Origin of the sequence: Pseudomonas sp. PDM25, assembly GCF_019219045.1 — a bacterium.
Classification (GTDB): domain Bacteria; phylum Pseudomonadota; class Gammaproteobacteria; order Pseudomonadales; family Pseudomonadaceae; genus Aquipseudomonas.
The window spans coordinates 107,207-125,232 of record NZ_JAHUWL010000005.1 but is presented as its reverse complement, the minus strand read 5'-3'; the positions used below and the strand labels follow the sequence as shown (position 1 = coordinate 125,232).

Sequence of the window (18,026 nt, the reverse complement as noted above, 5' to 3'; positions counted from 1 at the left end):
CAAAAAATCGCAGCCCAAGGGCTGCGATTTTTTTTGCCCGTCAAACCACCAACCGCTCCAGCGCCCCGCGCAACCCGGCAGGAATCGCCACCGGCTGATTCGACGCCCGATCCACAAACACATGCACGAAACGCCCCGCCGCGCAGGCTTCGTCTTCCCCGGCCTTGAACACTGCCAGTTCGTATTGCACCGAGCTGTTGCCCAACTTGCCCACCCGCAAACCGATCTCGATCCGGTCGGGGAAGGCAATGGAAGCGAAGTAATCGCAGGCCGAACTCACCACAAAACCCACCACCTCGCCGTCATGAATATCCAGGCCGCCGACTTCGATCAGGTAGGTGTTCACCGCCGTGTCGAAGAAGCTGTAGTAGGTCACGTTGTTGACGTGACCGTAGGCGTCGTTGTCGTGCCAGCGAGTGGTGATGGGTTGGAAGTGGGGATAGTCGGCGCGTTGAGTCATGGGCGGCTCTCGTCTTGATGAGGTGTTCCCACGCGGCGCGCGGGAACGATCGAGTCGGTGGAGTCTACCGATCCGCAAACCCTTTACCCACCGCCGCCAACTCCCCGATCAACCGCGCCGGGTTCCATTGATCACCCTGCTTCGTCTCAAGCGCCAGCAACCGTTGGTGAATATCCGCCAGCCCTTGCTGATCCGCCCAGGCCATCGGCCCTCCCTTGTCCGCCGGGAAGCCGTAACCGTTGAGGTACACCAGATCGATATCGTGCGCCGACTCGGCGATGCCTTCCTGAAGAATCTTCGCACCCTCGTTGACCAGTGCCAGCAAGCAGCGCTCCAGAATCTCCTCGGGGCTTATCTCGCGACGCTGGAAACCCAACCCTTCGCTAACCTTCAGCACCAGCGCATCGACTTCAACATCGTGCTCAGCCTGGCGACTGCCCGGCTCATAGTGGTAATAGCCATTGCCACTCTTTTGACCGAAACGACCCAACTCGCACAGACGATTGTCCACCTGAACTTCAGGCGCATCCTGCCCTTCGCCGGCCAACTGCCGAGCGCGCCACTCCAGATCGATGCCGACCACGTCGTACATGCGGAACGGCCCCATGGCGAAACCAAAACCTTGCAATGCCGCATCGACCTGATAGGGATAAGCGCCTTCGAGCAACATCTTGCGCGCTTCGAGCGTATACGGATGCAGCATGCGGTTGCCGATGAACCCATGGCAGTTGCCCGACACCACGCTGACCTTGCCCATGCGCTTGCCCAGTGCCAGAGCAGCCTCAAGCACCACCGGTAAAGTCTGGGCACCGCGAACGATTTCCAGCAGTTTCATGATGTGCGCCGGGCTGAAGAAGTGCAGGCCCAGGACCTGTTGCGGACGGCGAGTAGCCGCAGCGATGGCATCGATATCCAGCGCCGAGGTATTGCTGGCCAGAATGGCTTCAGGTTTGAGCAGACCGTCCAGTTCACGGAAGATTTTCTGCTTGAGTTCGAGGTTTTCGTACACCGCTTCGATCACCAGATCGACCTCGCGGACCGCCGCGTAGTCAGCAGCCGCCGTTACCCGTGCCAGGCGAGCGTCCGCCTCGGCCTGATCGATCCGCCCCTGACGCACACTGTGGGCGTAGGTGTCCGCCACGCTAGCCAGCGCCTGTTCAAGCATCTGTGGATTGTTATCGACCCACTGCACCGGGACGCCGGCGTTGGCCAGGCACATGACAATGCCACGGCCCATGGTGCCGGCGCCAATGACGGCGGCGCGCTGAATAGTGAACGGTGTCTGGCTCATGGTTATTCTCTTGTTGGCGATCCAAAGACAGCCTTCACCATAGTCAGCCACCGCGGGTTTTTGAAATTTATTCCTGTGATGAGCAACATTCAGGGGATGGATCTACCCACAGGGGTCACAGTTCAGCCTGAGAGATGGTCTTCAGCCCACGTCCGGACTTCGGCATACGGATAATCCTCCAGCGCCGCAAACCCGGGAATCGACCGTGCCTTGAGCTTGGTGAACAGCGGCACACCGATGCCGCATAAAAACCGTGTCACGCGTTCCGCCGATGGAGTGTTGCCGGTGTACTGCGCGTGCCTGTGGATAAAGTCCCCGCACAACGCCTCGAAATTTTTATCCACAAGCGCCGGTAATTCCGGTGGCGTCGGCAACCGCGCCACATCCCCATGACACACCGAACAATGCCCGCACTGCTGCGGCGCATTTTCATCGCCGAAGTACTCGGCCAAGCGATAACCCAGGCAATGGTCCGTGGCGAACAGATCCAGCATGGCGTGAATCCGCGCGATCTCGGTTTGTTCATGGCGGGTGAAGTAGGCGTGCAACTCTTCGCTCAAGGCTTGGGCATCAAAGTCGGTTTGCAGCAGGCTGTAGACCTCGGTCATCTGCTTGCTTTCGAGCTCGACCCAGCCCTTTTCCTGGAAATAATCCAGCGCCTTGACCACACGATTACGCTCGGCCTGATGCTGTTCATACAGCGCATCGAAATTCACCGTGGCCCAGGTCCGTGCTCGGTTCGAGGTCCGGATGATCGCCGCGACGAAGTCCTTGCGCTCACCCTCGAAGCGGGCCAGCAACGCCTCGGGTTCCTGCAAGTATTTGAAGCGGTATTCAGCGTAATAGGCGTAGCGCGGCGCAATGATTGCGCGCAGTTCCAACTGCACCAGCAAGGTCTTGAGCGGCAATTGGCGGATGTTGCTGTGGTCCGCCAACGGCCCCAACAGAAACTCCCACTGCCCCTCGGGCGCGGCGGCCTGCAACTCGTCGAGCACATGGCGGATGCCATCCAGCTCAGGCGTGTCGCCGTAGACGAAGTTTTCCAGCACGTTGAGGCTGTCGCGGTTGGCCAATACCAGGCAATCGGACGGCTGCCCGTCACGCCCGGCGCGGCCGATTTCCTGGCTGTAGTTTTCGATGGATTTGGGCAGATCGAAATGCACCACGTTGCGGATGTCGCTCTTGTCGATGCCCATGCCGAACGCGATGGTCGCGACGATGCAATTGGACTGCCCGCCCATAAAGCGCTTTTGAATGGCTTCCCGTTGTTCGTGCGGCAGACCGGCGTGATAGGCCTCGGCCTGAATGCCGTTGCGCCCCAGGTGTTCGGCGATGTGCTCAGCGGTTTTCTGCAAGGTGACGTAAACGATGCTCGGCTGGCCTGGACGTTCACTCATCCATTCGACCAGGCGTCGGCGTTTGTCCTGCCCGCGCACCGGTTCCACCAACAGATTTAGGTTCGGCCGATAGAAACCGGTGGTCACCACATCGTCGGGGGCTATGCCGAACTTGGCCTCCATGTCAGCGATCACCTTGGGTGTCGCGGTGGCGGTCAGCAGCAGCGCCTGAGGGATGTTGAACTGGCGCTGATAGTCGGGAAGCTTGAGGTAATCGGGGCGGAAATTGTGGCCCCATTCCGAGATGCAGTGCGCCTCATCCACCACCAGCAACGAGATGGGCACTTGCTGCAAGAAATTGCGGAAACGCTCGTTCTTCAGGCGCTCCACGGAGATCATCAAAATCTTCAATTCGCCGGACTTGGCCCGAGCCATCACATCGCTGGCGTCATCGCGGCTCTGGGCCGAATCGATACTGCCCGCCGCAATGCCGTGGCGCTGCAGGAACGCCAGTTGATCCTGCATCAACGCCAGCAGCGGCGAGACCACCAGCGTCAGGTGCGGCAGCAGCAAGGCGGATAATTGATAACACAGGGACTTGCCCGAGCCGGTGGGGAAAATCGCCGCCGCCGAACGCCCGGCCAACACCGCGCTGACCGCCGCTTCCTGGCCGGGCCGAAACTGTGGATAACCGAAAACCTGTTCCAGGGTGTTGTGCATAAGCTGTCACTCCGTTGACCGCTGCGAAGCCCAAAGCCTAGCCGGCAAACGCAGCGAGTCGAGAAAAGGTCGGGGACCAAAACGATACGGGATGATACAGCTTCGAACGATCGTCAGCAGACGATGAGGCTACGGCTTCGCACGCGAGGGGCAGAAGGGTTCGCCGAGGCCACACGTAGCCATTGCATACCTAATTCCTGTTAAGCGTTGGGCGGACATTTGGAAACGTCCTACTGATTCTGGCGCGCACCCTACAGAGGTTTGATGGGTTGGGCCTGACAACCCCGTAGGAAATCTGCCGTGTAAGGGTTTGGGCGTAAAAAACCTTGGGAAACACGTAGGTTCGGTCCGAAAAGGCAGGTAAACCCCCTACAAAACCTGTCCATCGAAGCCGTATTGCCGCGCTGCGTCGCCACCTTCATAGTTTGCGGCGCGGCTGAAATCAGGGTGTCGGCCTGCCGGCGAGATTGCCCGAATTCCTATAGGACTGACCTCAATGCAAGACCGCTATCGTCCCCTCAAAACCAGCTACAGCGAAACGCCCGTCCTCGTCATCGACACCACGGCCAGCACTGGCGCCGTCCTCGACGCCGCGCACCAACGTCTGCGCGCGGCCAGCGATTTGCTCGAAACGCTTTATTGTCTGTGCTTCAAACAGGCCGATGTTAAAGACATTCCTCATATAGTGAATGCGCTTTATTTATTAACGGCGGATGGTTGCGAACTACTGGAAGTTGCCAAACAAAGGATAGGACATTAAAACCCCAAACATATACTACAACCCCGGTAACAACTAACCACTTCATTATCCAACTCACTAAAACTAGTCTGCAGGCTCTTAAACCAAGCAAGAGCACAACAATGACTACATTAACTATTTTCTTTTGCGGTACCGGCTCGACCAAATTCGACAACCAAAACCCGACTTACTGGAATGGCGAACTGGTTTCGGCGCTCGCCTCCCATCATGCTGGCCGAGAGTTTGCCGAATGGATCGTGATCGACGGTCCCGGCACCAGCAACCTGCAAGCTGATGAACTGTTCACTCAATCCAAGGACTATGGCCTGAGCGGCACGCTGTTCGGCAGCGGCTGGGAGGAGAACGTCAAGCACGCCATCAACATCATCAAAGGCCAGTGTGACTGGCAACGTGAAAAACTGACCGAGACCGAATACAACCGCCTGAAGGCTGCGGGCATTCCAATCGAAGACGTGATCGTCGAAGGTTCCTGGCTGTGGCGTAAATACAACTACGGCGACCGCAGCGTGACCCAGCAGAAGTTGCAAGAACAAATCATTAAAACGTTTCGCAAGGACGGCGTTATTCCAACCAAGGTCAACTTGGTTGGCTGGAGCCGCGGCGGCATTAGTTGCCATATGCTGGCCAATGCCATGTTCAAGGACAGCGCACTGAAGAACATCCCGGTCAATATCTTTGCGATTGATCCGGTACCGGGCATCGGTAACTTTCAGGAGGACAAAGTAAAACTGAATGCCAACGTAAAGGAATACGTCGGCTTCTACGCCCGAGACGAGCGCTCCAAAGGCTTCAGCTGCGTCATCCCGCAAACGGCCACCGGCACCCGAACCCACATTTACCCGATGCCCGGCCGTCATGGCACGCTGGTTGGCAACGCCGCAGCAGACGGTGTCAGCGGCCCTAAAGTGCTGGCCGAACCCGGCCTGATCGTCCGCCACTTTGCCGAAGTGTGCCTGAAGCGCTGGGGCGTGCCGCTGAACAAAACCCTCAACCTGAGCGCGGCCGACCTGCAGAACCACCACAACACCATGGCCAGCGCCGCCGCGAAATACAAAGCGATGGAAAAGTGCTCGTACACCTACTTCACCGAGCTGGACCAGGGCGAGCGCTACGTTTCGCTGGGCAGTAATGGGGTCAGGTTCTCGGCGGTGAAAGGCACGATCTATGCGCCGGCGACCGGGCTGAGCACTGCCCTTCTGGATGTGGCTTCGTATCAGCATATTCGTTGAGGTGATGGGCGCGGGAGGGTGGAAAGCGCGAGATATTTCGTCGCGAAAATTCCTATAGAAAGGGCCTAGCCGAGGTTCGGCCCGATCCTACAAACGGGGACTCTTTATCGTCTATCGCTGCCCGGCTGCTGACACCTATAGTCGGGCTGTCGCTGCTAATTCAGCGGCTCGGGCTTGGTCACTCGATGGAATACATAAACGCGTCCGTTGTATGCTGCCGGCACCTCAAGTGTCTGCACGCTATATGGTGGCTGTGTTTGGGACGCCTTATGGCGTGCCGGTCTTATGTATTCTTCCGGCTGACCAACCCGAACACAGTCCGCCTCCATCGCTTGGTCACGATGGTGGTGGTTTCATCTGATGCATTTGAGAATACATAAAATGAATAAATTGAACCCGTTCCCCGATCGCTACCGCCCACTCGAAACAAACCTCACCGATTCCCCACCCCTGATCATCGACACAGAAGCCAACCCGCAAGACATCCTCGAAGCCGCCCTCCAGCGAATCCGAGCCTCCAGCGACCTGCTCAAAACCCTACATTGCCAATGCTTCAAAAACGGTGACGTGGAAGACATCCCGCACATCACCCACGCCGTCTACCTGTTGACCCAGGACGGCTGCGACCTGCTGAAAGTCGCGCAACAACGCATGATGGGCTGGAAAGCACCCACCTGACGCAGAGCCAGGATCGTTCCCACGCTCGGCGTGGGAATGCCTCAAGGGACGCTCCGCGTTCCAGCTCTCGAAAGGGACGCGGAGCGTCCCGGGCTACATTCCCACGCCGAGCGTGGGAACGATCAAAACCCGGGGATAACCTTGAGCAAGTTTTTTGATGAGCTGATGGAAAGCGTGCAACAAATGAACGAGATCGTACGAGGTGAGCGCCAGCCTTCCCGCGAATTCCATGTTCGCAGCTCTGATCGACATCCAACGCATCGCAAAATCAGGCTTAATCCGTCTCACGAAATGGCCCTGAACAGAAGACGCCCCATGAACCTCGCCCCCAACTTCCCCGACGACCACGCCATGCACCTGCTCATGCAGTTGCTGCACGAAGAACTCGGTCTGCCCGAACGCAAAACCATCAGCCTCGACACCTCGATCAACTTTGATCTGGGCTGCGATGGCGCGGACGCTCGGCATCTGATGGAAGCATTGGAAGAACAATTCGCCATCGACTTCATCGACTACGACGCTTATCGGTATTTCCAGCCCGAAGGCTTTGACGTATTCCTCAAGCGCCGGGCCAAGGGGCGCGGCGATAAGGCCCCGCTGACCATTGGAATGATTTACCAAGCGATCAAGTTACAACGGTGGGATACGCAGAAATTGGAAGGCATCGAGCCTAACGCATAAGTGCCATTATTCTGGTCGTTTAACGACAATTCAGATGGAATATTGGTAGTTGTGCGTTTGACGGTTAAACCGAGCGCCCACAAAAAAGCCGCCCCGAAGGGCGGCTTTTTCATTCGCTAAATCCAAGCCTTACAGCTTAGGCCCAGCAGCCTTGATCGCGTCGCTCACTTCAAACTTCTTGAAGTTCTCAACAAACAACCCAGCCAGTGCTTTAGCCGCTTCATCGTAAGCAGCCTTGTCAGCCCAGGTGTTACGTGGGTTCAACAGGCCAGTCTCAACGCCCGGTACGGCCAACGGCACGTCGAGGTTGATGGTGTCGAGGTGTTCGGTTTCAACACCGATCAACGCGCCGCTCTGGATCGCTGCGATCACGCCGCGAGTGGTCGGGATGTTGAAGCGTTTGCCGACGCCGTAGCCGCCGCCGGTCCAGCCGGTGTTGACCAGGTAGACCTTGGAGCCGAAGCCGCGGATGCGTTTGATCAGCAGTTCTGCGTATTCGCCAGCCGGACGCGGGAAGAACGGTGCGCCGAAGCAGGTGGAGAAGGTCGATTTGATACCGCTGCCGGAACCCATTTCGGTCGAGCCCACCAGTGCGGTGTAGCCGGACAGGAAGTGGTAGGCCGCTTGTTCTTCGCTGAGGATCGACACTGGCGGCAGTACGCCGGTCAGGTCGCAGGTCAGGAAGATCACAGCGTTTGGCTCGCCACCGAGGTTTTTCTCGGAGCGCTTGGCAACGTGCTCCAGCGGGTAGGCGGCGCGGCTGTTCTGGGTCAGGCTGACATCGGCGTAGTCGGCGTGCTTGGCGTCGTCAATAACGACGTTTTCCAGGACTGCGCCGTGCTTGATGGCTTTCCAGATGACCGGCTCGTTCTTCTCGGACAGGTCGATGCACTTGGCGTAGCAGCCGCCTTCGATGTTGAAGACAACGCCTTCACCCCAGCCGTGCTCGTCGTCACCGATCAGGTAACGGCTTTCATCGGCCGACAGGGTGGTCTTGCCGGTGCCGGACAGACCGAAGAACAGGGTCACGTCGCCCGCTTCGCCGATGTTGGCGGCGCAGTGCATTGGCAGTACGTCGGCAGCCGGCAGCAGGTAGTTCTGCACCGAGAACATGGCTTTCTTCATTTCACCGGCGTAACGCATGCCGGCGATCAGCACTTTCTTCTGAGCGAAGTTGAGGATCACGCAACCGTCGGAGTTGGTGCCGTCACGCTCTGGCACGCACTCGAAGTTGGCAACGTTGAGCACTTGCCACTCATCACGGCCAGCCGGGTTGTACTTTTGCGGGTTGATGAACAGGCAACGGCCAAACAGGTTCTGCCAGGCAGTCTGGGTGGTCATCTTCACGGCCAGGTAGTGGTCTTCGGACGCACCTACATGCACGTGGGAAACGAAATGCTCTTGTGCGTTGTTGAACGCTTCAACGCGGTCCCACAGGGCATCGAACTTGTCGGCCGGGAACTTGCGGTTGATCGGGCCCCAAGCGATGGAAGCCGAAGTGGACGGCTCGTCAACGATGAAACGATCGACTGGCGAGCGGCCGGTGCGGTGACCGGTGCGAACAACCAGCGCGCCGGTATCGGCAAGCTCGCCCTCACCGCGACTCAGAGCTTCTTTTACCAGATCATCAACACTCAGATCGGTGTACACGGCGTTATTGGCTTGCGTCATGAGATTCCCCGTCGGCCAGTGGCCGAGTGTGCTCCAAACGTTTTGTAGTAGAAAGTCGTGCACTACTACCGCGACAAAAAGTGGGCCGGATTATGCCAGAAAAGCCCAAAAATAGTAGGGCCCTCCCGTCAGAACGGCGTTATTCCGGCACAAACCAGTGAATTTACCTGCGCTGAACCGTTTTAGTGACGGGTATCTGACGGCGTATCAACACCCGCCCCGGCGAATAATTGAGCGATATCGGCAGCGTCGAACAGGTAGCGCTCGTTGCAAAACTGACAGTCAATCTCGATATTGCCGCCATGTTCGATCACGAGCGACTGGGCATCTTCCAGACCCAAACTGACAAGCGCATTGGCAGAACGTTCGCGCGAGCAGCTGCAACGGAAGCGCAGTTTCTGCACATCGAACAGACGAACCTGCTCTTCGTGGTAGAGACGATGGAGGATGGTTTCGTTGTCCAGGCTCAGCAATTCATCGGCGGTCAGGGTGCTGCCCAACGCGGTGATGTGCTGCCAGCTGGCGGCGCGTTCTTCTTCGTCTTTCAAGCGATCAGCAGGCAGTTGCTGCAGCAACAGGCCACGGGCGCGACGACCATCGGCGTACAACCAGAAACGCGTACCGACTTGTTGCGACATCACGAAGTAATTAGTGAAGCACTCCGACAGGGTTTCGCCATCGAGGTCGACGATGCCCTGGTAACGCTGGCCCTGGGTCGGGTCGACGGTCAGCGCCAATACGCCGTTGGGCATCAGGTCGGCGAGGGTCGCGTCGGGGGCGATCTGGTCGGCTTCGTATCGGGCCAGGCCACGGATTTCGCGCTCGCTGGAGCACTCGATCATCAGCAGCGGGATCGGGCCTTCGGAACGGGCCTGGAGAATCAGCAAGCCATCGAACTTCAAGGTGCCGACCAACAACGACGCCGCCGCCATCAGCTCGCCAAGCAGTTGTGCAACCGGCTCCGGGTATGGGTGTTTAGCGAGGACTTCGGCGTAGCTACGCTCCAACGCAACCAGCTCGCCGCGGGTGTCGCTGTCATCGAAGATGAAGCGTTGGGTGTAGTCGGTATCCGGTAAATCGGTCATAGGTCTGGGTATCTGAAGTAATGACAAAAATGATTTCAAACAGCGAGAAATTGCGCCTCTGCGGCACCATTCGGGTGCGCGATGTTCAGCCGTGAGGGGCATTTTATGAACAATCCGGGTTTGTTCCAAGCAAGGTGGAACGCATGCCGGGCGCTTATGCAGTTTCTTGCCTCTGGCGCTGCTGGCTTTCTGGTTATGGCTTACGGGTCAGAAGCTGTGGGTGGTTTTCGACGAGTGGCACTTTTACCCATCCAACGCGCTGCCGGCGAATGACCCGATATGGCTACATGTTTGGCCAATTGCAAGTCTGTGGCTTCGATGTGGTGGTTGGGGCTGCTTTTTATCCGCATGTTATTCGCCAAATTCGCTGGCCAGGCGAGTGCTGCGCACTCGTTCGCGAGCAAGCCCGCTCCCACATTGGAATGCTGTCTCGTGTGGGAGCGGGCTTGCTCGCGAAGGCTGCCTCACAGGCAACACAGCGCTAACTGACTTACTCGTCGTTACTGCTTCCACGAAACTTGAACAAATCCCGTCGCTGTTTCTTGCTCGGTTTGCCATCAGTGCTCACGCCCAGCGCACCGGCCTTACGCATGGCCGCAGCCGCCTCGCGCTTGGCGATGCTGGCGTCGGTTTCGGCGTAGAGCGCCTGCGCCTCTGGTGCGCCACGGCGTACGATCGACAGCGCCTGAACCACCACCGTGCGCTCCTCGAACCCTGTACGAATCTGAAACTCGTCGCCGATCCTCGGTTCCTTGCCCGGTTTGCAGCGCTCGCCCCGGCAATGCACCTTGCCGCTTTCAATCGCCGCCTTGGCCAAGGCACGTGTTTTATAAAAACGCGCGGCCCACAACCATTTATCGAGACGGACTTTGTCGTCCTCTTCGCTTTTTTGTGCCATGGAATTTCCTCATTCTGAAATATTGCTGAACTGTACTACCGTTTCTGTCGTGCCATGAATTACGCCGGCTCGGATTACAATGCACACGTTCCAGCGCCTCCCTTGAGGGCTGGAAATCCGGGCCGTAGATATCTGTCGCCTTTTACCCATTATTCTGCGTGAATACCGCGAATTCGGCCGCGTGCGGCCTGAGCGGTTTCTACCGGTTGAGCACCTTTGAAGACATTTGACCATTTGACCGTTGTCGGTCTGCGCGAGTGGGTAGCGCTCCCGGATTTGGGAGTCGCGGGCCTGCGCGCAAAAATCGACACCGGCGCCAGCACCTCCAGCCTGCATGCCACCGATATCGAACCGTTCGAGCGCGACGGGGAACAGTGGGTGCGCTTTACTGCTCACTTGGGCACGGTGGTGCAACTGCGTCACCGGCGCTGCGAAGCACTCCTGGTGACGATGAAAACCATCAAAAGCTCCAACGGCCACGCGCAGATGCGTTACGTGGTCAGCACCACCCTGGCCCTCGGTGATCGGGTCTGGCGGGTCGAATTCACCCTCGCCTGCCGCAAGTCCATGCGTTATCGCCTGTTACTCGGTTCCAAAGCCTTGATCGACGGCCAATTGGTGGTCAATCCGGGCATTAAGTACGTACAAGACAAGCCGGTGTTCCCGGTATCTACCTCCTCCACAGGTGTTGCATGAAGATCGCTGTGCTGTCGCGGAACCCGCGTCTGTATTCCACTCGTCGTCTGGTCGAAGCCGGTACCGAGCGTGGCCATGAAATGGTGGTGATCGACACCCTGCGCGCCTACATGAACATCGCCAGCCACAAGCCGCAGATCCACTACCGCGGCAAGCCGCTGGAGGGTTTCGATGCGGTGATCCCGCGGATCGGCGCGTCGGTGACGTTTTATGGCTGCGCGGTGTTGCGTCAGTTCGAAATGATGGGCGTTTTTCCACTCAATGAATCGGTGGCCATCGCCCGCTCGCGAGACAAACTGCGGTCCCTGCAATTGCTGTCACGCCGAGGGATTGGTTTGCCGGTCACCGGGTTTGCCCACTCCCCGGATGACATTCCCGACTTGATCGAGATGGTCAACGGTGCGCCACTGGTGATCAAGGTGCTGGAAGGCACCCAGGGCATCGGCGTGGTGCTGTGTGAAACGGCGACGGCGGCGGAGTCGGTGATCGAGGCGTTCATGGGCCTGAAGCAGAACATCATGGTTCAGGAGTACATCAAGGAGGCCGGCGGGGCGGACATTCGCTGCTTCGTGGTGGGCGACAAGGTGATCGCGGCAATGAAACGCCAGGCCAAGCCGGGGGAGTTTCGCTCCAACCTGCATCGCGGCGGCAGTGCCAGCCTGATCAAGATCACACCGGAAGAACGAATGACGGCGTTGCGCGCGGCAAAGGTCATGGGGCTGGCGGTGGCGGGTGTGGATATCCTGCGTTCCAACCACGGGCCGTTGGTGATGGAAGTGAACTCGTCGCCTGGGCTTGAAGGGATTGAAACCACCACCAGCAAGAACGTGGCGGGGATCATCATTGAGCATCTGGAGAAGAATGGTGGGCCGAATATGACGCGCACCAAAGGGAAGGGTTAAACCCTGAAATTTATGGCGGCCGGGAGGCCGCCTTCGCGAGCAAGCCCGCTCCCACAGGGTTATTGGTTGGCCGCAAAAGTCTGGTCAACACATAACCACTGTGGGAGCGGGCTTGCCCGCGAAGGGGCCATCAGCAACACCGAAGATACCGGCGTTTAGACGGCATCCCGCGGCAACATCAACCCAAGCGGCAACCGCACCCGCGCTTCCAGCCCGCCACCGGACCGATTGCGCAGCTCAACATTCCCGCCATGCATCGAAGCAATCCGCTTCACGATCGCCAAGCCCAACCCGGTCCCCTTCCCGCCCCGAGCTTGATCACCCCGAGTAAACGGGTTGAAAATCGCCTCCAGCTCCGACGGATCAATCCCCGCCCCACGGTCCATGACACTCAGCACCACATACGGCGCGCTGGTGTCCCCGGACACATAAGCCGCCACCTCAACCCCGCTGCCCGCGTGATGCAAGGCGTTGCCAATCAGGTTGTTCAGCAGCCGCTTCATCGATACCCGACGCAATGGAAACGGCTGAATCGGCTCCAGGCGCAGGCGTACTTTCTCTTCGTTCTGGTTGTACGGCGCCGCGACTTCGCGCACCAGATCGCTCAGGTCCACCTCTTCCACCGACTCGTCACGTCCATCGCGAATGAACGCCAGGAACTGGTCGAGAATCGCGTCCATGTCTTCGATGTCGCGCACCATGTCGTCGGTCAGGTCGCTGTGGTCGCCCATCAGCTCCAGAGACAACCGCAAACGGGTCAGTGGCGTGCGCAAGTCGTGGGACACCCCGGCGAGCATCAGTTCGCGCTCGCGGCCGGCCTGTTCGACGTCTTCCGCCATCTGGTTGAAGGCGCGGTAAACCTCGGTCATTTCACTCGGCGTGTCGCTGATCGGCAGGCGCACACTGCGGCCCTGGCCGAGTTGCCTAGCGGCATAGACCAGACGTTTCAAGGGTTGATTGAGCTGGCTGACGAAGATCCACGCCGAGGCAGTGGACAGCAGACCGATAGCGAGGAACCAGCCGAGTACGTTCCAGATTTTCTGGCCGCGCAATGGATGCGGGTAGAGCGGCACTTTCAACCAGCCATCACCCAGGCTTGGCGCCCGAACCCACAGGGCCGGCGGCGAGTGCATACGCAATCGGACTTCAGTGTCGGCACCCAGCTCCGCCTGCATCTGCCGCTGATAGATCTCGCTGTAAGGCCAGTGTTGCTCACCTTCCGGCACGCCAGCACCCACTACCCGGATCAGGGTCGCGGCATCGGCAATCTTCGTGCGGTTTTCTTCATCGGCCGCCCAATAGGCGCGTAGCGTCAGGGCGACGCCGTGGCTGTATTGGCGATCCACCAGCACGTCTTCGTTCATCAACAGATAAACCAGGGTCAGCGCCTTGGAGAACAGCACGACAATAAGCACCAGCCAAAGGGTGCGGGAGAAGAAACTCTGGGGGAACCAAACGGGGGTTTTCATGGATAACCGCTACACACTTGCAGGAGCGAGCGATGCTCGCATATTGCGGATCGCGAGTCTGCGAGCACAGTCATCTGACCCGTTGCCCGCAAGACCCGCTCCTACAAATCGCCGATCACTTGGTGGCGGCGCCATCCGGAACGAACACGTAACCCACGCCCCAGACAGTCTGGATGTAACGCGGTTTGGACGGATCGGGCTCGATCATCCGGCGCAGACGGGAAATCTGTACGTCGATGGAGCGCTCCAGGGCGTCCCACTCGCGGCCACGGGCCAGATTCATCAACTTGTCGCGGGTCAGTGGCTGACGGGCGTTCATGACCAACGCCTTGAGTACCGCAAACTCACCGGTGGTGAGCATGTGCACTTCGTCGCCGCGTTTGAGCTCGCGGGTCGCCAGGGACAGTTCGTAGTCACCGAAGGTCACGCTTTCGTCTTCGCTGCCCGGTGCGCCCGGTACCGGAGCCAACTGGCGGCGCAGGACCGCTTTGACGCGAGCCATCAGCTCGTCCGGGTTGAACGGCTTGGCCAGGTAATCGTCGGCGCCCAGTTCCAGGCCCTTGATGCGGCTCAGCTCATCGCCCTTGGCGGTCAGCATGATGATTGGAATCTGGTTGTTCGCGGTGCGCAGGCGGCGGCAAGCGGTCAAGCCGTCTTCGCCGGGCAGCATCAGGTCGAGGACGACCAGGTTGAACACTTCACGCGCCAGCAGGCGATCCATTTGTTCCGTGTTCGGTACGGCGCGGGCGCGGTAGCCCTTGCCGACGAAAAAACGTTCCAGCAGGCTGCTCAGCCCAGGATCGTCATCAACAATAAGAATTTTTTCGCCTTCAGCAATGTTTGCAGTGCTGCTCATTAGATGCTCCTTTGATCTCGGCGCGCATTATGGCGTAGCTGCCGTTATACGCACCGTGTGCATTGTTAGCAGATTTTTCCTTGATCGCCAGAAATCCGGCCTTTATGCCTACAGCCTGCGATGCCCCCGAATGACAGAACGCTGGTTATAATGCGCGGCCTTTTGTGTCAGGCAACGTCTGATCATTACTGTAGGTGGCCGTTTTTTATTTTCACGGCACAGGCAGTAATTGTTCGATTTCACGGGTCAACGGGATACCTGTTGATCCAGGTAGCGGCGCAGGCCAGGCCGCTCAACCAGACTCGCCGAGCCCCTATCTCTGCGCCTGCGAGCCTGCTTTCACAATTTGTCAGGTGGTTTTATGGACAGCATCAACAGCCGCATCGCCGAGGAACTCGGCGTACGCCCACAACAGGTCGAAGCGGCCGTCGCGCTACTCGATGAAGGCTCTACCGTTCCCTTCATCGCCCGCTACCGGAAAGAAGTGACCGGCAGCCTCGATGACATCCAGTTGCGTCATCTGGAAGAGCGTCTGCGCTACCTGCGAGAACTCGACGAACGGCGCATCAGTATCCTTGCCAGCATCCAGGAACAAGGCAAGCTGACCCCGCAACTTGAACGCGACATCAAGCTCGCCGACACCAAAACCCGCCTCGAAGACTTGTACCTGCCGTACAAGCAGAAGCGCCGCACCAAGGGCCAGATCGCCCTGGAAGCCGGCCTCGGCGAGCTGGCCGACGGCCTGTTCAACGACCCGACCCTGACGCCAGACGCTGAAGCCGCGCGCTTCGTCGATGCCGAAAAAGGCGTGGCCGATGTGAAGGCGGCCCTCGAAGGCGCCAAGTACATCCTGATGGAACGCTTCGCCGAAGACGCCGGCCTGCTGGACAAGCTGCGCAGCTACCTCAAGCAGGAAGCCACCCTCAGCGCCCGCGTCATCGCCGGCAAAGAAGAGGAAGGCTCCAAGTTCCGCGACTACTTCGAACACGATGAACCGCTCAAAAGCATGCCGTCGCACCGCGCGCTGGCGATTTTCCGTGGCCGTAACGAAGGTATTCTGAGTTCGGCGCTGAAAGTCGGCGACGAACTGCCGGGCGCCATGCACCCATGCGAAGGCATGATCGGCCAGCAATTCGGCATCCAGAACCAGAACCGCGCCGCCGACAAATGGCTGGGCGAAGTGGTGCGCTGGACCTGGAAGGTCAAGCTCTACACCCACCTCGAAACCGACCTGCTGGGCGAGCTGCGCGACGGCGCAGAAACCGAAGCAATCAATGTGTTCGCCCATAACCTGCACGACTTGCTGCTGTCGGCGCCGGCGGGTCCGCGTGCCACATTGGGCCTCGACCCGGGTCTGCGCACCGGTTGCAAGGTGGCTGTGGTCGATTCCACCGGCAAGCTGCTGGATCACGCCACGGTTTACCCGCACGTACCGCACAACAAATGGGACCAGACCATCGCGATTCTGGCGGCCCTGTGCGCCAAGCATGCCGTGGACCTGATCGCCATCGGCAACGGCACTGCCAGCCGCGAAACCGACAAGCTGGCCGCTGAGCTGATCAAAAAATACCCAGCCATGAAGATGACCAAAGTCATGGTCTCCGAGGCCGGCGCATCGGTTTACTCGGCGTCGGAACTGGCTTCCAAGGAATTCCCGGACCTCGACGTGTCGATCCGTGGCGCGGTGTCGATTGCCCGTCGCTTGCAGGATCCACTGGCTGAGTTGGTGAAGATCGATCCGAAATCCATCGGCGTCGGCCAGTACCAGCACGACGTGTCGCAGCTGAAACTGGCACGCGGCCTGGACGCCGTGGTCGAAGACTGCGTAAACGCCGTGGGCGTCGACGTGAACACCGCTTCCGTGGCGCTGCTGGCCCGTATTTCCGGCCTCAACGCAACGTTGGCGCAAAACATCGTCAGCCACCGCGACGAACACGGCGCGTTCAAAACCCGTGCGGCGTTGAAGAAAGTCGCGCGTCTGGGCGAGAAAACCTTCGAACAGGCCGCTGGCTTCCTGCGCGTCATGAACGGTGACAACCCGCTGGATTCGTCCGCGGTTCACCCGGAAGCCTATCCGCTGGTCCAGCGCATTGCTGCTGAGACCGACCGCGATATTCGCTCGCTGATCGGCGACGCCAGCTTCCTCAAGCGTCTTGATCCGAAAAAGTACACCGACGAAACCTTCGGTCTGCCAACGGTCACCGACATTCTGCAAGAGCTGGAAAAACCTGGCCGCGATCCGCGTCCCGAGTTCAAGACCGCCGAGTTCCAGGAAGGCGTCGAAGACCTCAAGGATCTGGAGCTGGGGATGATCCTCGAAGGCGTGGTGACCAACGTGACCAACTTCGGTGCTTTCGTCGACATCGGCGTGCATCAGGACGGTTTGGTGCATATCTCTGCGCTTTCGGAGAAGTTCATCAAGGATCCGCGTGAAGCGGTGAAGGCCGGTGACGTGGTGAAAGTGAAGGTCATGGAAGTCGATATCCCGCGCAAACGCGTGGGTCTGTCGATGCGCATGAGCGACACGCCGGGCGAGAAAATCGACGGTGCCCGTGGTGCACGTCCGGGTTCGGCGCCACGCCAGTCCCAGAACACCGCACCGCGTAAAGAAACCACGGCGGCGGCCCCGACCAACAACGCCATGGCTTCGCTGTTCGCCAACGCCAAGCAGTTGAAGAAACGCTGATGGAGATCCCGGCCGGGCTGACCGAAAGCGCTTTTTTCAAGTTGCTGGGGTGTCGCTTGCACAGTCTGGAGACCGGGGTGGCGCAAGTCGCCCTCGGGCTTGCGCCAGAGCTGCGCAATCGCGGCGGCAAGCTGCACGGCGGGGCCTTGTTCAGTCTGGTGGACATTGCCATGGGGCTGGCCTGTTCCAGTACCCATGGTTTTGACCAGCAGAGCGCGACCATCGAGTGCAAGATCAACTACATTCGCGCCGTCGCAGACGGTGAAGTGATGTGCACGGCGCGGGTGATCCACCCGGGCCGCCGCACGCTGGTGGTCGAAGCTGACGTGATGCAAGGCGACAAACTCGTCGCAAAAGCACAAGGCACGTTCGCTGTCCTGTAGATGAATGCCATCGATTTGAGTTAATTTCGGCGCAATGAATCCTGCGCCGGGATTTCCTGTGGGAGCGGGCTTGCTCGCGAAGGCGGTGTGCCAGAGACTTAAGTGCTGGCTGACACACCCTCTTCGCGAGCAAGCCCGCTCCCACAGGGATTGTGGCGTTCCAAAACCAGGCGAAAACGCCAGTTTCAACTTCACCCTTGTAGACCGTCTTGCCCACCCCCATA

16 protein-coding genes are annotated in these 18,026 nt (G+C 59.1%); 8 read left to right on the top strand and 8 right to left on the bottom strand.

The genetic code is table 11. The features are described 5' to 3' along the window. Positions 1-40: 40 nt before the first annotated feature. The 3 genes from KW848_RS10935 to KW848_RS10925 all read right to left on the bottom strand — a co-directional run bounded on the left by KW848_RS10935 (position 41) and on the right by KW848_RS10925 (position 3,808). Complete coding sequence (locus KW848_RS10935; RefSeq protein WP_218536819.1) at positions 41-460, bottom strand: thioesterase family protein; 420 nt, start codon at positions 458-460, stop codon at positions 41-43. 64 nt (positions 461-524) lie between these two features. Continuing rightward, positions 525-1,751: a 3-hydroxyacyl-CoA dehydrogenase gene (locus tag KW848_RS10930; protein WP_218536818.1), complete on the bottom strand. Its 1,227-nt coding sequence runs from the start codon at positions 1,749-1,751 to the stop codon at positions 525-527. A 122-nt stretch (positions 1,752-1,873) separates the two neighbouring features. Then, positions 1,874-3,808: an ATP-dependent DNA helicase RecQ gene (locus KW848_RS10925; RefSeq protein ID WP_218536817.1), complete on the bottom strand. Its 1,935-nt coding sequence runs from the start codon at positions 3,806-3,808 to the stop codon at positions 1,874-1,876. A gap of 496 nt (positions 3,809-4,304) precedes the next feature. Here KW848_RS10925 and KW848_RS10920 point away from each other — a divergent pair, with 496 nt between their 5' ends. The 4 genes from KW848_RS10920 to KW848_RS10905 all read left to right on the top strand — a co-directional run bounded on the left by KW848_RS10920 (position 4,305) and on the right by KW848_RS10905 (position 7,156). Next, positions 4,305-4,568, top strand: a complete 264-nt coding sequence (locus KW848_RS10920; protein ID WP_218536816.1) for a hypothetical protein — start codon at positions 4,305-4,307, stop codon at positions 4,566-4,568. 101 nt (positions 4,569-4,669) lie between these two features. After that, positions 4,670-5,797 (top strand): hypothetical protein, encoded by a 1,128-nt coding sequence (locus tag KW848_RS10915; protein WP_218536815.1) that lies wholly within the window; start codon positions 4,670-4,672, stop codon positions 5,795-5,797. A gap of 381 nt (positions 5,798-6,178) precedes the next feature. Continuing rightward, complete coding sequence (locus KW848_RS10910) at positions 6,179-6,475, top strand: type I-C CRISPR-associated protein Cas8c/Csd1 (RefSeq protein ID WP_218536814.1); 297 nt, start codon at positions 6,179-6,181, stop codon at positions 6,473-6,475. Between the two features lie 315 nt (positions 6,476-6,790). Then, positions 6,791-7,156 carry a DUF1493 family protein gene (locus tag KW848_RS10905; protein WP_218536813.1) on the top strand — a complete coding sequence of 122 codons (366 nt, stop codon included), beginning with the start codon at positions 6,791-6,793 and terminating at the stop codon, positions 7,154-7,156. Between the two features lie 129 nt (positions 7,157-7,285). Here the strand turns inward: KW848_RS10905 and KW848_RS10900 are convergent, their stop codons facing one another. From KW848_RS10900 to KW848_RS10890, 3 genes are all read right to left on the bottom strand, one after another. Continuing rightward, positions 7,286-8,827 (bottom strand): phosphoenolpyruvate carboxykinase, encoded by a 1,542-nt coding sequence (locus tag KW848_RS10900; protein WP_111449477.1) that lies wholly within the window; start codon positions 8,825-8,827, stop codon positions 7,286-7,288. 182 nt (positions 8,828-9,009) lie between these two features. Beyond that, complete coding sequence (hslO, locus tag KW848_RS10895; protein WP_008149293.1) at positions 9,010-9,912, bottom strand: Hsp33 family molecular chaperone HslO; 903 nt, start codon at positions 9,910-9,912, stop codon at positions 9,010-9,012. Between the two features lie 490 nt (positions 9,913-10,402). Further along, positions 10,403-10,810: an RNA-binding S4 domain-containing protein gene (locus KW848_RS10890; protein ID WP_008149291.1), complete on the bottom strand. Its 408-nt coding sequence runs from the start codon at positions 10,808-10,810 to the stop codon at positions 10,403-10,405. 234 nt (positions 10,811-11,044) lie between these two features. Between KW848_RS10890 and KW848_RS10885 the strand changes: the two genes are divergently transcribed. Both KW848_RS10885 and rimK read left to right on the top strand, forming a co-directional pair. Next, entirely contained in the window at positions 11,045-11,506 is a 462-nt protein-coding gene (locus KW848_RS10885; protein ID WP_191623570.1) for an ATP-dependent zinc protease, read from the top strand. Next, positions 11,503-12,408, top strand: coding sequence for a 30S ribosomal protein S6--L-glutamate ligase (gene rimK, locus KW848_RS10880; protein ID WP_008149287.1), 906 nt, complete (start codon positions 11,503-11,505; stop codon positions 12,406-12,408). Before KW848_RS10885 ends, rimK begins: the two co-directional genes overlap by 4 nt. A 155-nt stretch (positions 12,409-12,563) precedes the next feature. Here the strand turns inward: rimK and KW848_RS10875 are convergent, their stop codons facing one another. After that, positions 12,564-13,877: an ATP-binding protein gene (locus tag KW848_RS10875; RefSeq protein ID WP_111449478.1), complete on the bottom strand. Its 1,314-nt coding sequence runs from the start codon at positions 13,875-13,877 to the stop codon at positions 12,564-12,566. Positions 13,878-13,992: 115 nt separating this feature from the next. Continuing rightward, a complete protein-coding gene (gene ompR, locus KW848_RS10870; protein ID WP_218536812.1) occupies positions 13,993-14,733 on the bottom strand; it encodes a two-component system response regulator OmpR in 741 nt (246 codons plus the stop codon). A gap of 361 nt (positions 14,734-15,094) precedes the next feature. Here ompR and KW848_RS10865 point away from each other — a divergent pair, with 361 nt between their 5' ends. Together KW848_RS10865 and KW848_RS10860 are read left to right on the top strand one after the other, a co-directional pair. Continuing rightward, the gene (locus KW848_RS10865; RefSeq protein ID WP_218536811.1) at positions 15,095-17,419 is read left to right on the top strand and encodes a Tex family protein; all 2,325 of its coding nucleotides are present in this window, start codon (positions 15,095-15,097) and stop codon (positions 17,417-17,419) included. Further along, on the top strand, positions 17,419-17,802 hold the full coding sequence (locus tag KW848_RS10860) for a PaaI family thioesterase (protein ID WP_007903088.1): 384 nt from the start codon (positions 17,419-17,421) through the stop codon (positions 17,800-17,802). Before KW848_RS10865 ends, KW848_RS10860 begins: the two co-directional genes overlap by 1 nt. Positions 17,803-18,026 lie beyond the last annotated feature (224 nt).

Excerpts from the sequence above, each read along its gene's own strand:
- KW848_RS10935 (WP_218536819.1), bottom strand. The coding sequence starts at position 460 with ATGACTCAACGCGCCGACTATCCCCACTTCCAACCCATCACCACTCGC.
- KW848_RS10930 (WP_218536818.1), bottom strand. The coding sequence starts at position 1,751 with ATGAGCCAGACACCGTTCACTATTCAGCGCGCCGCCGTCATTGGCGCC.
- KW848_RS10925 (WP_218536817.1), bottom strand. The coding sequence starts at position 3,808 with ATGCACAACACCCTGGAACAGGTTTTCGGTTATCCACAGTTTCGGCCC.
- KW848_RS10920 (WP_218536816.1), top strand. The coding sequence starts at position 4,305 with ATGCAAGACCGCTATCGTCCCCTCAAAACCAGCTACAGCGAAACGCCC.
- KW848_RS10915 (WP_218536815.1), top strand. The coding sequence starts at position 4,670 with ATGACTACATTAACTATTTTCTTTTGCGGTACCGGCTCGACCAAATTC.
- KW848_RS10910 (WP_218536814.1), top strand. The coding sequence starts at position 6,179 with ATGAATAAATTGAACCCGTTCCCCGATCGCTACCGCCCACTCGAAACA.
- KW848_RS10905 (WP_218536813.1), top strand. The coding sequence starts at position 6,791 with ATGAACCTCGCCCCCAACTTCCCCGACGACCACGCCATGCACCTGCTC.
- KW848_RS10900 (WP_111449477.1), bottom strand. The coding sequence starts at position 8,827 with ATGACGCAAGCCAATAACGCCGTGTACACCGATCTGAGTGTTGATGAT.
- hslO (WP_008149293.1), bottom strand. The coding sequence starts at position 9,912 with ATGACCGATTTACCGGATACCGACTACACCCAACGCTTCATCTTCGAT.
- KW848_RS10890 (WP_008149291.1), bottom strand. The coding sequence starts at position 10,810 with ATGGCACAAAAAAGCGAAGAGGACGACAAAGTCCGTCTCGATAAATGG.
- rimK (WP_008149287.1), top strand. The coding sequence starts at position 11,503 with ATGAAGATCGCTGTGCTGTCGCGGAACCCGCGTCTGTATTCCACTCGT.
- KW848_RS10875 (WP_111449478.1), bottom strand. The coding sequence starts at position 13,877 with ATGAAAACCCCCGTTTGGTTCCCCCAGAGTTTCTTCTCCCGCACCCTT.
- ompR (WP_218536812.1), bottom strand. The coding sequence starts at position 14,733 with ATGAGCAGCACTGCAAACATTGCTGAAGGCGAAAAAATTCTTATTGTT.
- KW848_RS10865 (WP_218536811.1), top strand. The coding sequence starts at position 15,095 with ATGGACAGCATCAACAGCCGCATCGCCGAGGAACTCGGCGTACGCCCA.
- KW848_RS10860 (WP_007903088.1), top strand. The coding sequence starts at position 17,419 with ATGGAGATCCCGGCCGGGCTGACCGAAAGCGCTTTTTTCAAGTTGCTG.